Raw genomic sequence first — 19,856 nt, 5'->3', positions numbered from 1 at the left:
CGTCTGTTATTTCTCATTAAAAAGGACTTCTACTACTGCAATTCGTTTAGCATGTAATCCCTGGTATTTCACCAGCACTGTTACTCCGCGTTTTAACAGCCCAACATCGGCGCTTCTGATGATAAATGCCGCCGATTTTTGTTGCTTCTGTCGGGCAATTTCCAGGGTAAAAGTGAGAATAAAATAGTGATCGGATTGATGCATTGCATCGGTTTGCTGCCACGATTCCAGCTGCGCTTCCCGCAATGGTCCGTGCCAGCTACTTTGCGCAATACACTCCTCAATCAGTAAGGCTTCCCCTTTTGGCGCGACAGTACGCCTGCGGTACACCCACAGGGAGATAATAAGGAGCGTCGCAACCAATAACACCAGAAGCCCGGAAATATTAACCATTATGCCCTCTCATCAGCGCCCGGACGCGCAGGCACTTTACCGACCACCGGGGATCAGCGGTCTGTCGACATTGCTCGTTCGCTTATTGATTATCCTGAGGTGGTTTGCCATCGTCACCGGGCGCTACGGACGTGTTTACGGCAACAACGGCCATCTTTTTCGGAGACTGTGTACTGTATTTCACGACAACAGGCAACCCCACAGTGAGCGTTGCCGCGTCCGTAGTGGAAAGCACGGCAGCGGCGCGATAACGCTTTTGTCGGCGCGACAACGTGGCGGTAAAGGTCAAAATATAATAATGATCGTTGCCTTTGATGGCGGCCGTTTTTTTCCAGTGCAGTAATTTTCCCGGCACCGTTTCAGTGGCGCCACCGGACCTGGCCAGTCCCAGCCAGTTTTTTTGCATCCGGTAGTCGTCGCCCTGCCTTTTCACACTCCGCAGGAGAAAATAAAACAGCACATACGCCAGTAACAGGCAGAGGGCTGCGAGAACATACGCAACGATTTCCATAGTTTCTCAACTCAACGTGCTACCGACCGCGCGGTCGGTTCATGGCATCGGATGTGATATGGACGGGCGATTATCACGCCTGTTCATTAAACATCAGTACATAATGTTTCTCGTCCACATACATGATTTTTATGGTCATACCCGGCTGAAGCTGCGGGGCATAGAGAGGATTAATCGATTCCTTTCTCTTAAGAATCCGACCTTCAGCATTGAGGACATATTCCACATTCATATATCCTGAGCCGTCACTCCCGGCGGGGCGAATACTTTTAATCGTCGCCATAATCGGTCTGCCATCGCGGATAATTTTTTCATGCCGCTTAACGGAGATATTGCAAAAAAAATAGATAGCGATCAGCACAACGACGAGCACCATAAATTCCATCATAATGGGCAATCCTTTACATCATTAAACAGCCTACTGGCATTTTCAAAGCGGCGATAATTAATCGTCGCCATCAGTGCCGCTTCATTAAGTCAAACGTACTGGGGACATCAAGCATATTTTTATGCGGATCGGCTGGTAAATAGCGCAATGGGATCTGCTCACCCGCCTGATATTTCTGCATCGCGATCGCATCAATCACCGTATCCGCTTTACAGGCGATTTTTTCGCCTTTTTCAGTTTCAAAAACCAGTTCCAGCGTGGCATTGATATACCCTGAGTTGCCACCCGAGCGACTAAAGGCGCGTTTGATGGTAGCCAGCGTCAAAATCCCGTGCTCGCGGATCTCGTTTTTAAGTTTCTCTTTTTTGGCATCTTTACGCAGTATCACGACGATAAGCGTGATAAACCCTAACAAAATGAAAGTACTGAAGAAAATGCTGATGCTCAGCATCACTGTTTCCATTTCAGTTATTCCTGAACGATAAAAAATAAAATCTCTGCAGACACGACAGGCGATACGGCTTACGCATCTGCGAACATAATTGCTATCACGGCAATACGGTTTTTGCTCCCTTTCTTGACCCTGATCCCCAGACCTTTTTTAAGCAAATGCATCTCGCCGGGGTTAACCAATGCTTTAGCCGTAAACATTTTTCCCTCCCCGTCGAGGCAGAAAGAGATATCGTAAAAAAACGCATTGCCATAACGCGCGTTGGTCTGCTGCCATGACGCAATATACGAATCAAACACTTCGCCAGGCCATGCAGCACTGGTCAGACAGTGTTTGATACCGGCGACCTCACTATCCTCTCTTTTTTCCAACCACCAGAAAATAGCCGTTGCTGCCACGGTGACAACCATCCCACCGTACATAAAATATGCCGAGTAATCCTCAAGCGCCATTACCCCTCCTCGCAGGTGTTAATCTTGCTGCGTATCATCATTAACAATCAGCCAGACTTTTTGCGGAGCCGTTTTTTTATAATAGAGGGCGACTTTACGCTCACGCTCCAGTCGCATTAACGCTACGACTTCCACCACCTGGGTCAGCATTGTCGTGATTTCAACCCCATCCTGCGTGGTGAAGCCCAGTGTAAAAACGCATTTTGGCGAGCCGCTCCCGGAACTGGAAAGTTGCTTAATGTGGGTAATAACCGCAACGGTTTTAATCCCATTCGCTTTAAAATCGTCATACACTTTACCGGTGTGGTAAACCCAGTAGATCAGTGCACAGGGAACGGCAATGCTGACGATTGCCCCAATACTTTCACCGATTGCCACGTTAAATACCCTTCGAACCGTCACTCACCCCTGGCAAGGCGCGGCTTTTTATTGAATTCAGACAGACTGATTTTGTGTTAGTCTTTAACTGCACCGTAGAATTTATTCCATATCGCCTGGCACTAAATAGACTTTTTGGGGATCCTCAGGTAAATAATACAGAAGAACTGTGTTTCTTCGCATTATTTTAATTAACTCTTCCGGAGTGAAAAAACGTCGTGCATGCGTTCTGATTACGCCATTTTCTGTTTGAAACTCAAGTTCCATCTTAAATTTCATATTACCCGTACCCGAGACGCCAATATTCTTTTTGTTAATTATTTTAGCTTCGGCCTTGGTTCCCTTTGCTCTGAATTTATCATCATCGGCCCCTGCTTTGAATATGCTATAAATCATCCATCCCACAACGAATGCCGTAATCACGATGGACCACATTGTTGAGTTTGACATGCCTTTGCCTTACATCACTGTCGTTTATATTCTGAGCTGGAGTACGACTCAATAATTTCAGATAAATAATGCCCAACGAAGAGAATAAGCTGGCCTGGTGACGTTCTTCTGCATCAAACCATCCCTACTAAATGCAAGTGCATTATTTTAGCATCTCATTCTGTACATTGAGTATGTTAAGGGCGGGATCCGTTTTCAGATAGACGACAGGCACCGTTGTACCGACCTTATAGTTATATAAGTCCATGGTTTTAACCACCGTGCGCGCATGCTTATTTTGATACTTCATCCCATTTTCCGCATTAAATTCATAATCCAGTGTGATGCTCACAACGCCAAGCTTAGATGGTGTATCGGGAACAATCTCTGTAATCGTCGCATTCACATATACCGGGTTACTGCGTATTTGTTTTTCAATACGTCCATTTTTGTAATTGCGCAGCGCGATTGACAGGAAAATGTAAGCGACAAACACCGGCAACAGGTAGTTCAAATACTTGAGATATTGCATATCAGTAGCTCTTCAAGTTTATCTTCTCAGAAATCATAATTCGACTTTACCCGCCAGTAACCAGTCAACGTTGGTTACTGAAATCAAGAGGCAGGTCTGTATTCATTTTATTGTGGGTTATATACGACATCGAGCACCGCTAACTTGTCCGGCGGGTTACCGGTGTATTTAAACGTCACAGGCAGGCCTTGTTTTAATTTACTGATGTCTGCGACTTTCACAACTGCAGCAGCATCATAGGTTTTCTTCTTACCTTCAATCTCTGCTTCAAAGGTGAAAATAAAATAGTAATCAAAATTATTCATGGTGGACGTTTGCTTCCAGTTGAGCAACGTGCCGATTGCCATTTCACCTTTTTTTTGCGGATGTGATATTGCAGCCCAGTTTTTGAGCAAGGTAAAAGTTTCTCCTTTATCCTTGATACCTCTTACGCTGATAATAAAAAAGAAAATAAAAAAGAAAAAGCCAAAAAACGGCATTACATCGTGAATTATTTCCACAACAACCACGCATTATGAAGAGTTAATTGAAATAAACCCCTAATCGCTGGGTATGTAACAGGTTTACTAATGTAATGCAATTAATGACAACCTGGAAAATTCACTGAACTCTCTTCCGTAGAAATCATGTTCAAGTTTATGCAAAAAGCAACACACTATACCTATTTTTTTCGGAATAGTATTCAACACCCACTGAATTAACTTTGCACCCCCGTTAGAGAACATAATTTCTTGAGCAGAAAGTAGGGGTAAACACAGCGCGGAAGTGTGTTTAATCTTCCCGCGCCTAAGAAAAAAAGAAACTTTAGTCACACTCCTGCAGCCATCGCATATTAAATCTATCGTCGTTCCAGAGGGGACTTTATTTTGAACTTGATCTTTTTTGGATCGGATTTTGAATACACCAGGGGAACGATAGCGCCTTTCTGATATTCCGGGATTTTTACAACATCGATAACAGATGTACCTTCACTGGTTATGGTTTTATTATCACGCGTGGTGAATTTTACCTGGATGACGACATTGATAAATGCGGAATTTTCGCCGCTTGTACTTCTTATGCTGATTATTTCCCCTTGCGTATCGATTGCATCCTCTGGATCGATCCTGACCCCGTTAGTGCTGGCTTTAATAATGCCATAAATAAAGAAAATCAGGGCGATCGCGGAAATAAAAAGCAAAGGGTACGTTGTAAAGTACGATATATTCATTTTTAACCTTTTCATATGAACATAAATGCAATAGCAGCTTGAATAGTCATTTTCGTATTGTCCCATTTCACCCCGGCCACTCGGGCTTTAAAACCGTTATCGTAGAGGATGGTAATAGGGTTATTACTCATCTTCACACCGGTTATATTAAATGACGCGGGATTGAAGGAGACAGAGGTTGTCGCAAACGCCAGAGATAATCCCGTGAATGCACAGCTCACACCCGTCGCGCTTTCATTAAATGCGGTTACAGATGAGCTGTGGAATTTCGGTTCAAACTTAGCAGCTGGCGCTTCCAGCGTTATTGCTTCAGAGCTGATCAATTTAATTTTCTTTGGTGATTTAATCGTGATTTCGCCAGATTTGACATTCTGTGTCCAGTCACCACTATTTACATCAATAGTGACACCACCATTAATTGTTTCTGCTCGTCCGCCGGATGCGATCGTCGTCATCTGACCACTGTCATATTTTTCGGTTATCAGCTCAGTAACATGGTGCAATTCCGTCCCTTCAATTTCGGTGACACGACCACCTTTAACGCTGACAGCATCTCCACCGCTGGTAATATTCAGCGTTCTTCCATTCTTGATGGTTTCAGTCTGGCCATTATTGAAGATCGTGGTTTCCGCCTGATCGACCGTTGTGGTGCGTTTGGCTCGATAATAAAACGTGCCGTCTCCAGTAACATCATCCCTTTGTTCTTTCAGAATTTTCGTAGTGCGATTGCCATCGACGTTAACGGTTTTATCATTCTCCACCGAGACTTTCATATCCTTCTCGGAATGCAATTCAACAGCTTCACTACCCAATCTGTCTTCAAAGAATAAATAGCTGGCGTTATCTTTGCTGCCATCCTTGCTGCGGGTCATAAAGCCCATGCGCGTGGCATCATCTGGCAGTGACCATGGCGGCATGCTGGACTCGTTATACACCCGGCCGGTGACCATCGGGCGGTCCGGATCGCCGTTGATAAAATCGATCACCACTTCATCGCCGACGCGCGGGATCTGCACGCCGCCAAACCCCTGACCGGCCCAGGCACTTGAGACGCGTACCCAGCATGAGCTGGTATCGTCACCTTTCGCCAACCTGTCCCAGTGGAATTTGACCTTAATGCGGCCATAGCGATCGGTCCAGATGCTTTCGCCTTCCGGCCCCACCACCTTCGCTGTTTGCGGGCCGTACGTTTTTGGCCATGCCGTCACCGCTGCCGGGCGATACACCACCGATGCGGGTATCACCGTAAAATCAATGCGGTGTTCCGTTTCACTGTCGCTACCGCTGGCGTAGCGGTTTTCCTCGAAGAAGTAATTGGCTTCAGTGGTCAGGTATTCGCCGTTGTCACTGAAAAACGGTGCGTTATACAGCGCAAACGTGCTGCCCGGCGCCACGCCAATGGCGGTCGCTGTTCCCTGAATCTGCTGGTGCTCAACCTGCCAGCGCTCCTGACGAATGCGGGCATAAGATTCACCGTGGCCGTGTTCAACAAAACGCCCCGGCCAGTCGTACACATCAATGCTGCCCGGCTGCGGTGAGGCAGGATTTTGCCGCGCCTGGAACATCCATGCATTGGGCTTGCGAAAGTCATAATCGTCGAGGCTGTAGATCCCCGGCGTTACGCTGTCTTCCAGCGCCCACTGGCTTATCCCCTCTTCGCTGGTGCTGCCTCCGGATGGAGTCTGATGGTACGGAATGCTTTCATAACCGCTAAACGGTTTGAGTTCTGTTGCCGCGTCCGTTAGCACCATTACGTGACGATCTTCTTCGTGACGGAAGTGGTAAGTGATCCCCTCCAGCTCCATCAAACGGCTGATAAAATCGAAACTGGATTCCTGATACTGCACGCAGTAATCCCACACACGGTAACTGCCCGCCAGCTTGTCTTCCAGGTTCACCTGATATTCACCCAGCAGCGTTTTCACAATCTGCGGTACAGTCTGACCCTGGAAGATACGCAGGTTGCGGTCACGTTTCATCGGCCACAAATCCGGTTCTACCGTAAGTTGATACACCGCATAACGGGTGCCCGAAAGTTCGACGGCGCTGACCGCAACACGTGTGACTTTGCCGTTGATATAGCGTGTTCCGCCGATGTTTTGCGTCGGGATCGCCACCGTAACGGATTGCCCCAGCAATTTGCTGCGGTCGACGCGTGCATCGGTGCCTAATACCGTCAGCGACAGCGCGAACGACTCTGACAGCGCCTCGCGCCCGGTCAGTTTCCAGAATAGTAAGCCGTCTACCGGCAATTTTACGGTTATTCTGTTCTGCATGATATTTATTCCATTTAGCCTGGTTCAGCATCAATTTAATATTTCACCCATGCCCACACTTTATTTCGCCCGGTGGAATTTGATGCTCTGAATAATTTCTTGATATTGCCTCTGATGATAATCGCTGAATTCCCCCGGACAGGTGCCTACATAACTCACCATCTTTTTTCCGGTTGCTGGATCTTCTACCAAAATTAACGTCTGACGCTGGAATATCACGTGATTATCATTTTTGTACTGATAAAAAAGTTCGACTGCCGGATAGCCATCAACTTCCAGCATTTGCGAAGACTCGAGATGAAAATCGGTTAATGTCATTTCCAGTTCGCGGGTTTTTCTGGCCGCAATGGTGTGAACTTTATCATCGGCGTGAGCACTGGCGCGAGACACGACGAACGTAAATTCACTGCCACCATTATTGCTGTGTGTTAATAAATTCATAGCGCTGTCTTTTAAATATGTCGGTCTGTGCAATCGTTATTATTGGCATAAGAAGCCATTGCGCATTGCAGCAATGTCGGGATGGCGCGCAGAGGGGAACGACGTTCCCCTTTACGGTGACCGGGCAGGATAATGCCCGGGGGACAATAACTACTTCGGTTGCGGGTTGATAAGCCAGGTACCCGCTTTGGCGATAGAGAAGTTCTGAATGCGGGTCTGCCCGTTGCCCTGCAACACCAGTTCATAATGACCCGGTTGCAGCTTAAGCGAGGCAAAACCATTCGTGGCAGGTGAGATCGACTGCGATTCACCATTCAACGTCATCTTCTCGCCATCATTCATGCGCACAAACACCTGGGCGATCGCTTCCTGCGAGGCAACCGGCGTTGTGGCCTGGGCTGGGGTCTGTGCTTGCGCAGGCGGCGTAGAGGCCGATGTGTTGCTGGCGGTGTTATCCTGAGGGGGCTGCTGCTCCGGCTGGCGTACAGGCGACTGCTCCTGACCGGTGCTGGCCGTTTGCGCCGGGTTGTTGTCATCTGATTTGCCACTGCTAAACAGTGCGCCACCCGCAATTAACCCAACCAGTACCCCGGCAGCCACCAGGCCTGGCACTTTATAACGCTGCCAGCCTTGTACCGCTGGTTTTTCTTCCGTCTCTTCTACCGGAACCAACATGGTGCCAGGCTGTTTCACATTCAGCACATCGTCGAGCCCGGCGACCGGCATCTCAATCAATGCGGCAAACTCATCAATCGTTTGCGGGCGATCTTCCATTTTTAAAGCCAGCGCACGATCCACAGCCTGCAACAATGACGGCGAATACCCCGGTAAATTACGCTGGGTCAGCGGCACATAGGTATCCTGAATGCTGCGCACAACACTGACCGGCGGCGGTGAGCCAATGATCAGCGTATGCAGCACCGCGCCCAGAGCGTAAATGTCGGTCCATGCACCCTGCTCGCTTTCGTTGTCATCGGTGTACTGCTCGATAGGCGCATAGCCTGGGCGCAGCATGGTTTCCGTTTCGTCGGAAATCGAGCCAATGCTGCGGCGCGCGGAGCCAAAGTCCAGCAGCACAGGCAAGCCGTTGTCCTGAATCTGGATATTATCCAGCGAGATATCGCGGTGCAGATATCCTTCGTCATGGATGGTTTTGATTGCCCCAAGCAGCATTGGCAGCATGCGGCGGATCCAGGTTTCATTAATCAGCGTGGGATTCTTTTCACGCAAACGCGACAACGTCGTCCCGCTGTAGAACACGGTGCCCATATAGGCGGTGTCGTTCTGCACCCAAAAACGCAGCACATGCAGCAGATTCGGGTGGTTAAAACGTGCCAGCAGACGCGCTTCCTGAATAAAGCTGTTTAACCCGGCGGTAAACGCTTTGCTGAAGCGTTCACTGCGTAACACCAGCGTCATGTCATCGTTACGGACTGCCAGCGAAGACGGCATAAACTCTTTAATCGCAATGGTTCGCTCAAGCTGGTGATCCCAGGCGCGATAGACGATGCCAAAACCACCGCCACCAATCACTTCTTTAATTTCAAATTCGTTGAAGCGATATCCCGGTGGCAGCGCGTTCGGTACACTCCGGTTGTTATCGTGATCCGTCATAGTGGAAAACTCTCTTGATAATGGCTTTACGCCGCAAACTGACAGTGAAACTCACCCTGCTCGAACGTGACACGCAAACGCTTATATTGCTCGTCGCGGGCGCTGGCATCGAGTAATAGCTGACTCATCAGCGGCAGCAGAGTGTTAGTAAGGATGGCGTCCACCATACGGCCGCCCGATTCAACTTCGGTACAGCGCTGAACAATCTGTTCAACCACGCTGTCATCAATCTCCGACACAATACCGTGGTTATCTTGCAGCCGCCGCTGAATACGTTTCAGTTGCAGGCGCACAATCAACGCCAGCATCTCATCGCTCAGCGGATAGTACGGCACCACCAGCAGACGACCGAGCAGCGCAGGCGGGAACACCTGCAACAACGGCGGGCGCAGCGCATCGCGCAACGCATCGGGCTCTGGCATCAGTTCCGGATCGGCGCACATTGCGGTGATAAGTTCAGTTCCCACATTTGACGTCAGAATAATAATGGTATTGCGGAAATCAATATGGCGGCCTTCACCATCTTCCATCCAGCCTTTATCAAAGACCTGGAAGAAAATCTCATGCACATCCGGGTGCGCTTTTTCGATTTCATCGAGCAGCACCACGCTGTACGGACGGCGGCGGACGGCTTCGGTTAACACCCCACCTTCGCCGTAACCTACGTATCCCGGAGGCGCACCTTTGAGCGTCGACACGGTATGCGCTTCCTGGAACTCGCTCATGTTAATCGTGATGACGTTCTGCTCGCCGCCGTAGAGCGACTCCGCCAGCGCCAGCGCGGTTTCGGTTTTACCTACACCGGATGGGCCGCACAGCATAAACACGCCGACCGGTTTGTTCGGATCGTCAAGGCGGGCGCGCGAGGTACGTACGCGTTTGGCAATCAGCTCCAGGCCATGGCGCTGACCGATCACGCGTTCGTTCAGCGTATCGGCCAGTTTCAGCACCGCGTCGATCTCGTTTTTCACCATTCGCCCAAGCGGGATGCCCGTCCAGTCCGAAACCACGGCCGCCACCACATTGGCATCTACCGAAGTAAACAGCAACGGCGCATCGCCCTGCAATGCGCGCAGGGCGCTCTGCTGTTGTGACAGCGTTTCACGCAGGCCCGCCAGCGCCTCTTCCGGTGCGTTGTGCAGTTGCGCACGCAGATCGATAATCGCATCCACCAGCGCCTGTTCCTGTTCCCAGCGTTGAGTCAGTTCGTCACGCTGTACACCCACAGCGGTGAGTTCCGCCTGCAGCTTCACGACGCGCTCGCTGTCGCCTGCCGCCATTTTCGCCTCGCGGTTGGCGATTTCAATCTCAACCTCGAGCCCGGCAATACGGTGCAGGCAATCTTCCAGCTGCGGCGGTGGCGAACTCTGGCTGACCGCCACACGCGCACAGGCAGTATCCAGCAGTGCCACGGCTTTGTCCGGTAACTGGCGCGCCGGAATATATCGGTGCGACAGTTTCACAGCAGCAACGACGGCTTCGTCCAGCAACAGTACGCGATGGTGTTTTTCAAGCGCCGACACCGTGCTGCGCAGCATCAATACAGCTTTCTCTTCATCCGGCTCCATGACCTGCACCGTCTGGAAGCGGCGGGTCAGCGCCGGATCTTTCTCAATGTATTTTTTATATTCCGCCCAGGTGGTGGCACCAATGGTGCGCAGTTGACCACGCGCCAGCGCCGGTTTCAACAGGTTAGCGGCATCACCCGTTCCCTGCTGGCCGCCCGCGCCGATCAGCGTGTGAATTTCATCGATAAACAGAATTATCGGCGTCGGGCTGGACTGCACTTCATTGATGAGGGCTTGCAGGCGTGCTTCAAATTCGCCTTTCATGCCCGCGCCTGCCTGCAGCATGCCAATATCCAGCAGCCAAAGTTGAACATTTTCCAGTGGCTCTGGCACATCGACTGCGGCAATGCGCAGCGCCAGGCCTTCCACCACCGCTGTTTTACCCACCCCCGCCTCACCGGTCAGTAACGGGTTGTTCTGGCGACGACGCATCAGGATATCGACCATCTGGCGGATCTCTTCGTCACGTCCAACCACCGGATCAATTTTCCCGTCGCGGGCGCGGGCGGTGAGATCCTGTCCGTACTGGGCCAGCGTCCCCTGCTGTTGCGGTGCGGCACCTGGGTTGGCATCCAGAGTGGCAACGGACTGCTGCGCCTCTTTGCTGTCAGCAAAAATCGCGTCGAAATGGTCAAGCAGCGCATCGGCGCTAACGCGTTCAAACTGCGACGAAATGCCTTTGAGCACATTTGCCAGACTGTACGTTTTCAGGATCCCGACCAGTAAATGGCCACCGCGAATGCGGTTAACGCCATATTTCAGCGAGCCGTATACCCAGGCGCGTTCTACGGCGGTATCAATATGTTCCGACAAATCAGACACGGAACTGGCGCCACGCGGCAGTTTATCAAGTGCGGTGACGATGTCGCGGGTTAACGCCTGCTCGTCGAGTGAAAAGTGACGGATCACCTGTTGCAGGTCGCCATCGGACTGCTGCATCAGTTGGTGCAGCCAGTGAACCAGTTCGACATACGGGTTGCCACGCAGTTTGCAAAATGCGGTGGCGCTTTCCAGCGAGGTAAATAACAACGTATCAAGTTTGCCGAACAGGACGGCGCGGCTGATTTCTGACATGAGTTCATCCATTATTCATAGTTAGTTTGCACGCCGCTCTTCGCGCTGCCGCCGGGTGGGTGGCAATACAACACGCTGAAAGCTGTGCATAAGTCAGATGACGAAGGTTACCCCTCCGGGCTGAAAACCAAATCTCCACGCGCTTGCGGCTGCGGTTGCGTACCGAGCCACGCGCTGTACCCCAGGCGACCTGAGCCGCCCAGCGCTGCGCCCGCGACATCTTCGCTGCGCAAAATCACTTTTACTGCCCACTGGTATTCAATGCCAAGATACTGGCGAACCCAGTCGCGCAAGGCTGTGACATACTTTTCCCCTGGCATAAAACGGCTGTAGGTTTCTGCCGGCAACGGGCCAATTTCAATGCGAAATTTATGACAGACATCGCGCACCGCTTCACCAAGAAAAGCCGACTGGCCAAGCCGCGGCGCGTGGCGTCCCCCCTGCAGGCGGGCGCGTTCGCGTTCGCTGAGCGGCATCCACTGCGGCACGTTTTCCACAATACGTACCGGCACATTAAAGTAGCTGCGCAGGATCTTCTCCAGCCCTTCCGGATCCCGCCCGTTTCGGGTCAGGTGCCCGGCAACCGCAAAGCGCGCATGGGCGCTGAGGCTGCCTTTTTCCAGCTGCCCGGGCTGCCCCATGCCCACCAGCGAGGCAATGTACTGCTCAAAGCGTTTATTGTCCTGCCTGTCGAGCGACACCGTTGGCTGCGCATCGGCCCAGGCGCGATAAAACAGCAACGACAGGCGGTGATGAAACACGTCGGCAAACGCGCTCAGACTGTTATCCTGGTGGTGATCGATCCGTTCGCTGGCATATTCGGTCAGGTGGATCGGTAGCGGGCCATTCGGGCCAAACAGACCAAAACTGAGGATTGAGACGTCATACAGCGGTGAATCCTGGCGTTTGCTGACCCCCGCCAGCGTTGACGGTGCAAAACCGAGCGACGGTTTCTGACCAATGCGCAGAGATTCGAAACGGGGTAACGGCGCGCGCCCGAGCGGATAACGCTCGCCACCCTGTGCGTCGACCCGGCGTAGCAACGTGAACAGGTCGTAACGCCACGGTGTCGCCATCACGTTTTGCCAGAACGCCTCCGGCAGCGCATTCGCCCGGCTGATGGCCGGTAAATGGGTGACGGTTTCTGTCATATCAGCGCCCTTTTGCCCATACGCGGCGGCCAGTAGCCAACTTCACCGCGCTGCTGACTTTTTAGCGTAAATTCGGTAAAGCTGTTCATGCCGACCAGCCGGGCGAACACCCGCTCCAGCACGCTGCCAAACAGATACGGGCTAAAACCGGAAAACGCCTGTTCATCGACCGTCAGCGTAATACCAATGCCGCGAGCAAAGACAATCGGCCCCGGTTCCGGAACGCGGCGGTGTACCGGCTCCAGTACACAGTGCCGCACACCTTCAATCTGCCGCGCGACAGGTGCTTCTGCCAGCCGGGTATATAACCCCAGTAACTGACGTAAAGCCGCAGCACCCGCGCCCTCTTCACCATCCATCAGGCTGAGATAGTTCATTTGCAACTGGCTGATCAGCCGCCAGGTGCTCAGCCCTTCTGCCAGCGCCGGGCGTGGCGGCGTCGGACCTTTACGCAACTGCAGCGATTTGACTGGCAGCGAATCCGGCATCACAAAATGGCCGATGTCCTGTTGCAGCATCAGCGGCAGATCGCGGCTGGTACATAGCACTTCAGCCGTGATGTAGCGTAGGTCGTCGCGCCACGGCGCATGCTGTTCATCCACCAGCGAGGCAAAGACTTCTGAACCAATGTAGCCAGTGCGGGTACCGTAGCGCTGCGCCCGCTCAGACAGCGAACGCTGCTCCCGGCGCAGAGAAAAATAGGCACCATAGTTGCCATTATCCTGGCTCCAGCTGCTCCAGAACGGGCGAAAGGTTTGTTCGTCACGCTGACCATCCACGCTGGCGTGAATTTTGTTCACCGCATAGATTTCATAATCCAACGGGCGGATGTTATCCACCACAAGGTGATATTCATGCTGGTTGTCGCTGAGTTTCTGCCGTTCTGCCACCTTCGGGAACAGGTTAACCACTGGCGTGCAGTGCAACGCCAGGTGGTTTTTATCGACCACCCGCTCCAGTTGGCCATCCGCTTTGTCGAGTAAAATGACAATATCGAAAGCACTGGCTTCGCCGCTTTGCGCCAGCATCGGGCGTAGTCCTTGCAGGCTGATAAAGAGAAAACGCGACGGGAAAGCAAAGTACTCCTGCAACAGGCGGTAACCATCAAAGTTGCGTAAATCATCCGGTAACAACGCCTGATCCGGGCTGAAACCTTCCTGGCGCAGCGCATCGTCCGCCAGCACCAGCGGAGGCGTTTTTTGCCCGTTCGCCTGACACAGGATCCCAACCTGGTGACCCATCAACAGTTCCAGCAACTTCAGCGCCTGCATATCGGGCCCGCTAAGGAACAGTTCCAGGCGGTCAAAATCAAGATGGCTGAGGTTCACTGGGCCATCGCAACTGACGCGTATACGCAGTGCACTCTGTGCGCCACGCTGGCTCATTCCTACCTGTGCCAGCGGTAGATCGGCGGGTACGCCGCCAAGCTCTACCTGCGAAATGGTCAGCGGCAGTAACGTTACATCGTGGGCGGTGGTGTAGCTGCAGGTGACGCCGTTCTTTTTCATCACCTGGCTGTCCATCATGGTGCCGCGCGGCACCACAAACCCTTTACTCAAATCCCCTTTTGCGCTGTCCGGCTGCAGTTCCGCAATCGCCATTGAAGGTGTGGGGGCCAGGTAATTTGGGGCCACCATTTCCAGCAAACGCTGAGAGAAGCGTGGAAACTCGGCATCCATTTTCAGTTGCACGCGGGAGGTCAGAAAAGCAAAACCTTCCATCAACCGTTCAACGTAGGGATCGGCAACATCCATTCCGCGCATGCCAAGACGACCCGCCACTTTCGGGTAACGTCCGGCGAACTCCTGCCCCATTTCGCGCAGCCAGGCCAGTTCGCGGTTGTAGTACTCCAGTAATTTGCTTTCCATCGTTACCCCGCGTCTTTCAACTCGAAATGCCCGTTTTCCAGATCCACATCGGTACGAAACAGGAACTCCAGCGGATAAGGCACACACCAGAGGCGGCCTTTGATCTCAATGGACAATACGTTATGCAGATCCAGCGACTGGGTGTCGGAAACACAGCGCACCTGCAGCCCCTGCGGCAGAATGCGCGGTTCAAAGTGCAAAATCGCGTCGGTAAGTTTGCGCTGAATGTCCTGCCACTCGATATCAGACATCCGTTTTCCCGCCAGCGGCGAGACACCAAAATTAACCACCGAGCGGCGAACTTCATCGAATCCGCTGAGATCCTGCTGTGCTTCATTATTGATGGTGTTAAACAGCCATTGCAGATCGCGCAGCACGTGGCGGCGCAACGCCGAATGCGAAATCAGGTTGCTGTTCACCGGCTCCTGCACTTTATCGGGCGCATCATCCGTCAGACGATCTAACAGCGACGGCTGCATCTTATCGCGCGCGCCGACAGTCTCTTTGCCACGGCGCGAACGCCAGCCGCTGCGCAGCAGATCGCTATCCTGATCCTGAGCAGAATTACTCATGCGCGGCTTCCGCAGTAAAACTGACCGTTGCCAGATCCAGCACCGGGAACTCAACACTGTCGTTAAGCCACACTTTTTGCCCCATACCGAGGTAGTGCGGCAGATCGCCCGGCAGGGTCTGCCATTCGGTGACGCGACTGAGTTTAAAGCGATCATCCGTGCCGTGATCCACCGGATAGCGGGCCGGGATCTGGCACACTTGCTCGCTGCCATCCTGCAAACGCACCAGCGTGTGGCGCCAGACCAGGTCAGTGACGCTGGCGGGTGGCTGGAACTGCATAGCGGAAATCGCACTGAACGGTAGCCAGAAATAGCGGCCGTTGACAATCGCCTCGCAGACCGGGCCAAACCGGCTGTCGCCATCCATTAGCCAGTCAAAAGCCAGCGTTTGCCCATCCTGCGTGGTCAGTTGCCCGGGGTTTGCTTCCGCCTCTGCCAGCGCGGCGTCGCGCTGCGCACCGGGTTCGCTGGCGTGCGGATCGAGCGAGGCAATCATTCCTGCCAGCCACGGCCACTGCTGCTCCGGCGTGACCGGACGCGCGCGCCCCGCCAGCACCTCTTCACGCTGGCGCTCGCCATTGATCGCCTGCTCAAGTAGCGTGACGGTCGGCTGTGCCTGCGGCTTAAGCGCGGCCCAGCTCTTTAGCTGCGCCAGTGCCCGCGACCAGTTAGCGTCGAGGCACAGCATTTGCGCAAAGGCCGCCCGTAAGTCAGCGTCGCCCGGCTGGCTACGGATACGGCTTTCCAGCTTCGCCAGACTCTCCTGCAGCGATTCGCCGGCCAGTTGTTGCATCAGAGTGTTCATCGCCGCTCCTTAGTTCAGGGTTCTGTACTTCCCGACCGCCGGGTCGCGCAGCTGCGGATGCAGCGAATCAATCAGCAGAATATTGAGGCGGGTACCCGGCTCGAACCACGGCGCCCACACTTTACGGACTTCATCAATGCGCGCGCGCAGACGGGTTTCATCACTGGCAACATCACGGGAGATTTCTACCGCCACCGTACCGTTGGCTTTCCAGCCATTCAAGCTTTGCACATAAGGCAGGATCATCCAGCTTTGCGCCAGGGTGCCTTCGCTGACGACCATGCGCTCATTGTTCACGGTGGTGATCAGCAGACGGTCGGCATCGGCGCTTTCACTCAGGCCGCTCACCGGGAAACCGTGCACAAAGGTCATGGTGGTTTTCTTTTCCACGCCATTACTCAGTTGTGTCACATCGCTGCGCCCGTTAAGCCAGCCGCCTTTTTCGCATTTACCGTCTTCTTTGGCCGGAATAAACAGCGCGGGTGCGTTGGCGTCGCCCTGCCAGAAGGTGCGTAAATGGCAACCATCCTGCAAAGTGAACTCTTGCCATGGCGCGCGGTTAGCCAGCGGGGAGAGATCTTCAGCACGGCCGGCCGGCGGAGTCAGTGTCGTCGAAGTATTCGTGGATGACGTTGCGCCAGGCGTGACGACCACGGCCCACTCTTTCGCTTTGTCTGCCGTCCCTTCCGCCAGCGTTGCGCCCTGCGCATCGGTCAGCTTCCAGCGCACCTGCGTCAGGGTGCCGCACTGGTTTTCCAGCAGCGTGCCGAGACGCGGTAAGAAGTTGTTCAGTACGGACGGTTTTTTGTCGCCGTTGGCAACAATACGCAGCGGCAGTTCACGGGCGCACCAGCTTTTTGGCGTGTTATCCGCGATGTTGTCGATCCAGACATCCAGTTTTTGTGACGGCGATTGCGCGATGCGGAAATTTTCTGCATGGACGCTGCCACATACGGCAAGCAGCGCCAGACCCGGTAGCCAAAGTTTCATAAAAGTCCTTGTAAGCTGTATCAATCACGAAGAGGGAAAAACTGCGCCGCCTCAGAGAGCGAATGCAATAGCGTCGTCTCCTGAGGCGTGCCCATCCACACCGCTACGGCGCTATAGTTATCCTGCTGGGTCTGCGCCCCGACACCGTTTTTCAGCAGGAGTTGATTCATTAAGGTCAGCCATTCATCTGGCGTATTGACCATATGCAGGGATTGCTGCATCTGCTCTTCGGTTACACCGTGCCAGAAACCGTCGGTACACAACAGAAAGGCATCGCCATCTTCGATCGGCACCACGTCGCTGTAGCTTGGCTCACGCTCATCTTCACCAAGACCGAGCGCAAAATAGAGCAAGTTGCCGTTGATGCCTTCCGTCTGGTGGCCCGCATCTTTCATCTGCTGAACCAGGCTGTGATCGGTGGTGACATGATACAACCAGCCGCGACGGAACAGGTACAGGCGGCTATCGCCCGCATGCGCCCAGTAGGCCAGTTTGTAATCCCTGTCGATAAACAGGCTGACCATGGTGGTGCCCATGCGGTGATAATCCTGCACCGCTTTTTGTTCTTCGCGGATGGCGCGGTTCGCCTCGTTGATGTAGCGGCGAATGTACTGCGCATTCAAATGCTCGTCGCCATCGAATTGCGTGATGATGGCATTACGCGCCAGTGCAGCCGCCACGTCACCGCCCGGCAAGCCGGCGATGCCGTCGCAAACCACAAAGCAGGCGGCACGCTCACCAATCGTTTCACCGGTCTGATCCTGATTGCTGGCACGCTCACCTTGTCTGGATATGGAGGCGGTGCTGATATTCATTCTTCCGATCCGCTTTGTGAGTCTTTGTACTGGTTAACCTCCATATCATAAGCGTGAAGGAACGCTTCCCCGAACAGGGTATGGAAGTCATCATCAATCTCACCGGCGGTTTGCGAATAGGTCCGCACAAAGTAATCCCACAGCGCCGCTTTACGGTTCGACAGCATGCCAAGCCGTGCAATGGCACCGTCGCGTCTGGCGTCTTCTTCCAGTTGCTCGGGGTTAAACGACTGCAACATGGCGGCAATAATGGCGCGAATGCCGGAGATCATCCCCAGTTGGTGCGCCTGCAAGTCGATCAGCGCATCGCGGACGGATTTTTTCGGCGGCATAAAGCCCGGCATACGGTTGCCGAACATCTGCATCAACACGGTTTTGCCCGAGGGCAGCAATTTGAACGGGTTGTTGGCATCGTCCAGCACCATGGTCATGTCTGCTTTGACGCCACGTTTCAGGATCGAGCGTGAAGAGAGCAACGCCACCGTACCCTGCGAGAACATGCTCAACATCTGGCCAAACTGACGCATATTCTCTTTATCAAACTGCGGCACCGGCTGCATATCGCCCAGCCCCATCCCTTCGAGCAACGCGTCCAGCAATTCACCTTTCAGCACATCACCACTGTCACCGCTGCTGGGGCTTTGCGCCATGTTGCTTTGTACCGGGTCAATGCGCAGACGCCCTTTCGGCGTCTGCGCAGCACTGCGCTGCACCGCCTGCGGCGTCGGCAAGGTAATGCCGGCATAATCCTGCGGCTCTTCCGGCGCAGCGACAGGTTCCTCTTCTGCAAACAACGGCGTTCCGGTCAGCGCTTCGGTCGTCAGTTCCGTAATGATCGGCTGCTGCGGCGGCTGCGGAGCTTCCACCGTAGTCGGATCGGTAATAATGGGCTGCGCAGGCTGTTTGGCCTGGCCGATTTCATCCGCATTAGCCAGCGGTACCGCACCACTCAGCAGGCCCAGCGGATCATCGCTGCGTGTTTGAGACACCGCTCCGCCGCTGCCACCAAACAATGCCAGTGGATCCAGTTCATCCTGCTCCGGCGCAGGTGCGTAGGATGGCTTTGCGGGCTCCACGGGCGGTACCAGCGTCGACGGCGTAGCGTCATTAAAGATGCTGTCGTTTTTAAACAACTGCTCGTCATTGAACAGTTGATCGGACGCCAGTGATTTCGGGCTCACCAGCGGCTCATTGTTGTTCAGCAGAGCGAGCGGATCTTCCGGATTACGCTCCGGCTCTTTCGGGGCGGCAAACGGGTTCAGATTCTGCGGCTCGGCCTGCTTCGCACGGCTGCTGGAGATGCTGTCAGAGATGGAAAACTCCTGCATCAGGCTGTCCCAGATTTCGGTCGGCACCGACGCAGGGGCGTTATCACCCGCTTTGTTCTGCGCAGGCGCGGCAGGCGCTGGTTTTGCCTGCTGTACCGGCGGCGGGAACAGCTCCGCCTGCATGCTGGCCGCCATACGGCTTACGGGCTGCGTATCCTGAATCAGGTCGGTAACTTCAATGCGGTATTCGTCGATGCCCAGAATGTCGCCATCCTGGAGTTCAACCTGACGACCACGCTCCAGGGGAATATCGTTCAATACCACACGCGTGACATTGCCACGGTTAGTGACACGGCATTCGCCATTTCCGGCGATATGAACAATAGCCTGCAGGCGTGAAATAGAACGGTCATTATCCGGCAACACCAGATTGTTATCAGTGCCGCGGCCAATGGTGCCGCCCGGAGGGTAAAAGTCGCAGCGGCTTTGCGGCGGCTGATGACCGGGTTTACTGGTAATAATTGTGAATCGCATCGCGTATTCCTGCTGGAGTTATGTGCACTCAAACGGCGCCGTTTTGGCAAAAGCGGCTGCGTTTGACAACAACAAGCATTAACGGTGGCGGCGTAACCCGGCACGTTTGCGCCGGGTCAAAACCTGTTCTTACTTT

The 19,856-nt window shown here is 53.5% G+C and carries 21 protein-coding genes; all 21 read right to left on the bottom strand.

Annotated elements, in window-relative coordinates; translation table 11 throughout:
* Positions 1-6: 6 nt before the first annotated feature.
* Positions 7-393: a hypothetical protein gene (locus tag ACUY4S_RS10550; RefSeq protein WP_312689300.1), complete on the bottom strand. Its 387-nt coding sequence runs from the start codon at positions 391-393 to the stop codon at positions 7-9.
* Between the two features lie 82 nt (positions 394-475).
* On the bottom strand, positions 476-904 hold the full coding sequence (locus ACUY4S_RS10545) for a hypothetical protein (RefSeq protein WP_312689299.1): 429 nt from the start codon (positions 902-904) through the stop codon (positions 476-478).
* A gap of 73 nt (positions 905-977) precedes the next feature.
* Positions 978-1,292: a hypothetical protein gene (locus tag ACUY4S_RS10540; protein WP_312689298.1), complete on the bottom strand. Its 315-nt coding sequence runs from the start codon at positions 1,290-1,292 to the stop codon at positions 978-980.
* A 70-nt stretch (positions 1,293-1,362) separates the two neighbouring features.
* Entirely contained in the window at positions 1,363-1,755 is a 393-nt protein-coding gene (locus ACUY4S_RS10535) for a DUF3592 domain-containing protein (protein WP_458021917.1), read from the bottom strand.
* 59 nt (positions 1,756-1,814) lie between these two features.
* Complete coding sequence (locus ACUY4S_RS10530) at positions 1,815-2,195, bottom strand: hypothetical protein (protein WP_312689295.1); 381 nt, start codon at positions 2,193-2,195, stop codon at positions 1,815-1,817.
* Between the two features lie 18 nt (positions 2,196-2,213).
* On the bottom strand, positions 2,214-2,573 hold the full coding sequence (locus tag ACUY4S_RS10525) for a hypothetical protein (protein WP_312689294.1): 360 nt from the start codon (positions 2,571-2,573) through the stop codon (positions 2,214-2,216).
* A gap of 102 nt (positions 2,574-2,675) precedes the next feature.
* Positions 2,676-3,023 carry a hypothetical protein gene (locus ACUY4S_RS10520; protein ID WP_312689293.1) on the bottom strand — a complete coding sequence of 116 codons (348 nt, stop codon included), beginning with the start codon at positions 3,021-3,023 and terminating at the stop codon, positions 2,676-2,678.
* A gap of 142 nt (positions 3,024-3,165) precedes the next feature.
* The gene (locus ACUY4S_RS10515; protein WP_312689291.1) at positions 3,166-3,534 is read right to left on the bottom strand and encodes a hypothetical protein; all 369 of its coding nucleotides are present in this window, start codon (positions 3,532-3,534) and stop codon (positions 3,166-3,168) included.
* 107 nt (positions 3,535-3,641) lie between these two features.
* The gene (locus ACUY4S_RS10510; protein ID WP_458021921.1) at positions 3,642-4,034 is read right to left on the bottom strand and encodes a hypothetical protein; all 393 of its coding nucleotides are present in this window, start codon (positions 4,032-4,034) and stop codon (positions 3,642-3,644) included.
* Between the two features lie 338 nt (positions 4,035-4,372).
* Positions 4,373-4,744, bottom strand: a complete 372-nt coding sequence (locus tag ACUY4S_RS10505) for a DUF3592 domain-containing protein (protein WP_312689286.1) — start codon at positions 4,742-4,744, stop codon at positions 4,373-4,375.
* 11 nt (positions 4,745-4,755) lie between these two features.
* Entirely contained in the window at positions 4,756-7,020 is a 2,265-nt protein-coding gene (locus ACUY4S_RS10500) for a type VI secretion system Vgr family protein (RefSeq protein WP_312689284.1), read from the bottom strand.
* A 60-nt stretch (positions 7,021-7,080) separates the two neighbouring features.
* Positions 7,081-7,461: a DcrB-related protein gene (locus ACUY4S_RS10495; RefSeq protein ID WP_312689283.1), complete on the bottom strand. Its 381-nt coding sequence runs from the start codon at positions 7,459-7,461 to the stop codon at positions 7,081-7,083.
* Positions 7,462-7,611: 150 nt separating this feature from the next.
* Positions 7,612-9,075 (bottom strand): serine/threonine protein kinase, encoded by a 1,464-nt coding sequence (locus tag ACUY4S_RS10490; protein ID WP_312689281.1) that lies wholly within the window; start codon positions 9,073-9,075, stop codon positions 7,612-7,614.
* Positions 9,076-9,101: 26 nt separating this feature from the next.
* The gene (gene tssH, locus ACUY4S_RS10485; protein WP_458021923.1) at positions 9,102-11,717 is read right to left on the bottom strand and encodes a type VI secretion system ATPase TssH; all 2,616 of its coding nucleotides are present in this window, start codon (positions 11,715-11,717) and stop codon (positions 9,102-9,104) included.
* 107 nt (positions 11,718-11,824) lie between these two features.
* Positions 11,825-12,868 (bottom strand): type VI secretion system baseplate subunit TssG, encoded by a 1,044-nt coding sequence (tssG, locus tag ACUY4S_RS10480; protein ID WP_312689277.1) that lies wholly within the window; start codon positions 12,866-12,868, stop codon positions 11,825-11,827.
* A complete protein-coding gene (gene tssF / locus ACUY4S_RS10475) occupies positions 12,865-14,736 on the bottom strand; it encodes a type VI secretion system baseplate subunit TssF (protein ID WP_312689275.1) in 1,872 nt (623 codons plus the stop codon). Before tssF ends, tssG begins: the two co-directional genes overlap by 4 nt.
* Before the next feature lie 2 nt (positions 14,737-14,738).
* Complete coding sequence (gene tssE / locus ACUY4S_RS10470) at positions 14,739-15,308, bottom strand: type VI secretion system baseplate subunit TssE (RefSeq protein ID WP_312689273.1); 570 nt, start codon at positions 15,306-15,308, stop codon at positions 14,739-14,741.
* Positions 15,301-16,113, bottom strand: coding sequence for a type VI secretion system accessory protein TagJ (locus tag ACUY4S_RS10465; RefSeq protein ID WP_458021925.1), 813 nt, complete (start codon positions 16,111-16,113; stop codon positions 15,301-15,303). Before ACUY4S_RS10465 ends, tssE begins: the two co-directional genes overlap by 8 nt.
* A gap of 9 nt (positions 16,114-16,122) precedes the next feature.
* A complete protein-coding gene (locus ACUY4S_RS10460; RefSeq protein ID WP_458021927.1) occupies positions 16,123-17,103 on the bottom strand; it encodes a hypothetical protein in 981 nt (326 codons plus the stop codon).
* A gap of 20 nt (positions 17,104-17,123) precedes the next feature.
* Entirely contained in the window at positions 17,124-17,918 is a 795-nt protein-coding gene (locus ACUY4S_RS10455) for a PP2C family protein-serine/threonine phosphatase (RefSeq protein WP_312689269.1), read from the bottom strand.
* Positions 17,915-19,720, bottom strand: a complete 1,806-nt coding sequence (gene tagH, locus ACUY4S_RS10450) for a type VI secretion system-associated FHA domain protein TagH (RefSeq protein ID WP_312689267.1) — start codon at positions 19,718-19,720, stop codon at positions 17,915-17,917. Before tagH ends, ACUY4S_RS10455 begins: the two co-directional genes overlap by 4 nt.
* Positions 19,721-19,856 lie beyond the last annotated feature (136 nt).

The sequence above is a fragment of the Kosakonia beeri genome (assembly GCF_054165705.1).
The sequence above is the reverse complement of the archived record's forward strand: the minus strand, read 5'-3'. Positions and strand labels throughout refer to the sequence as shown.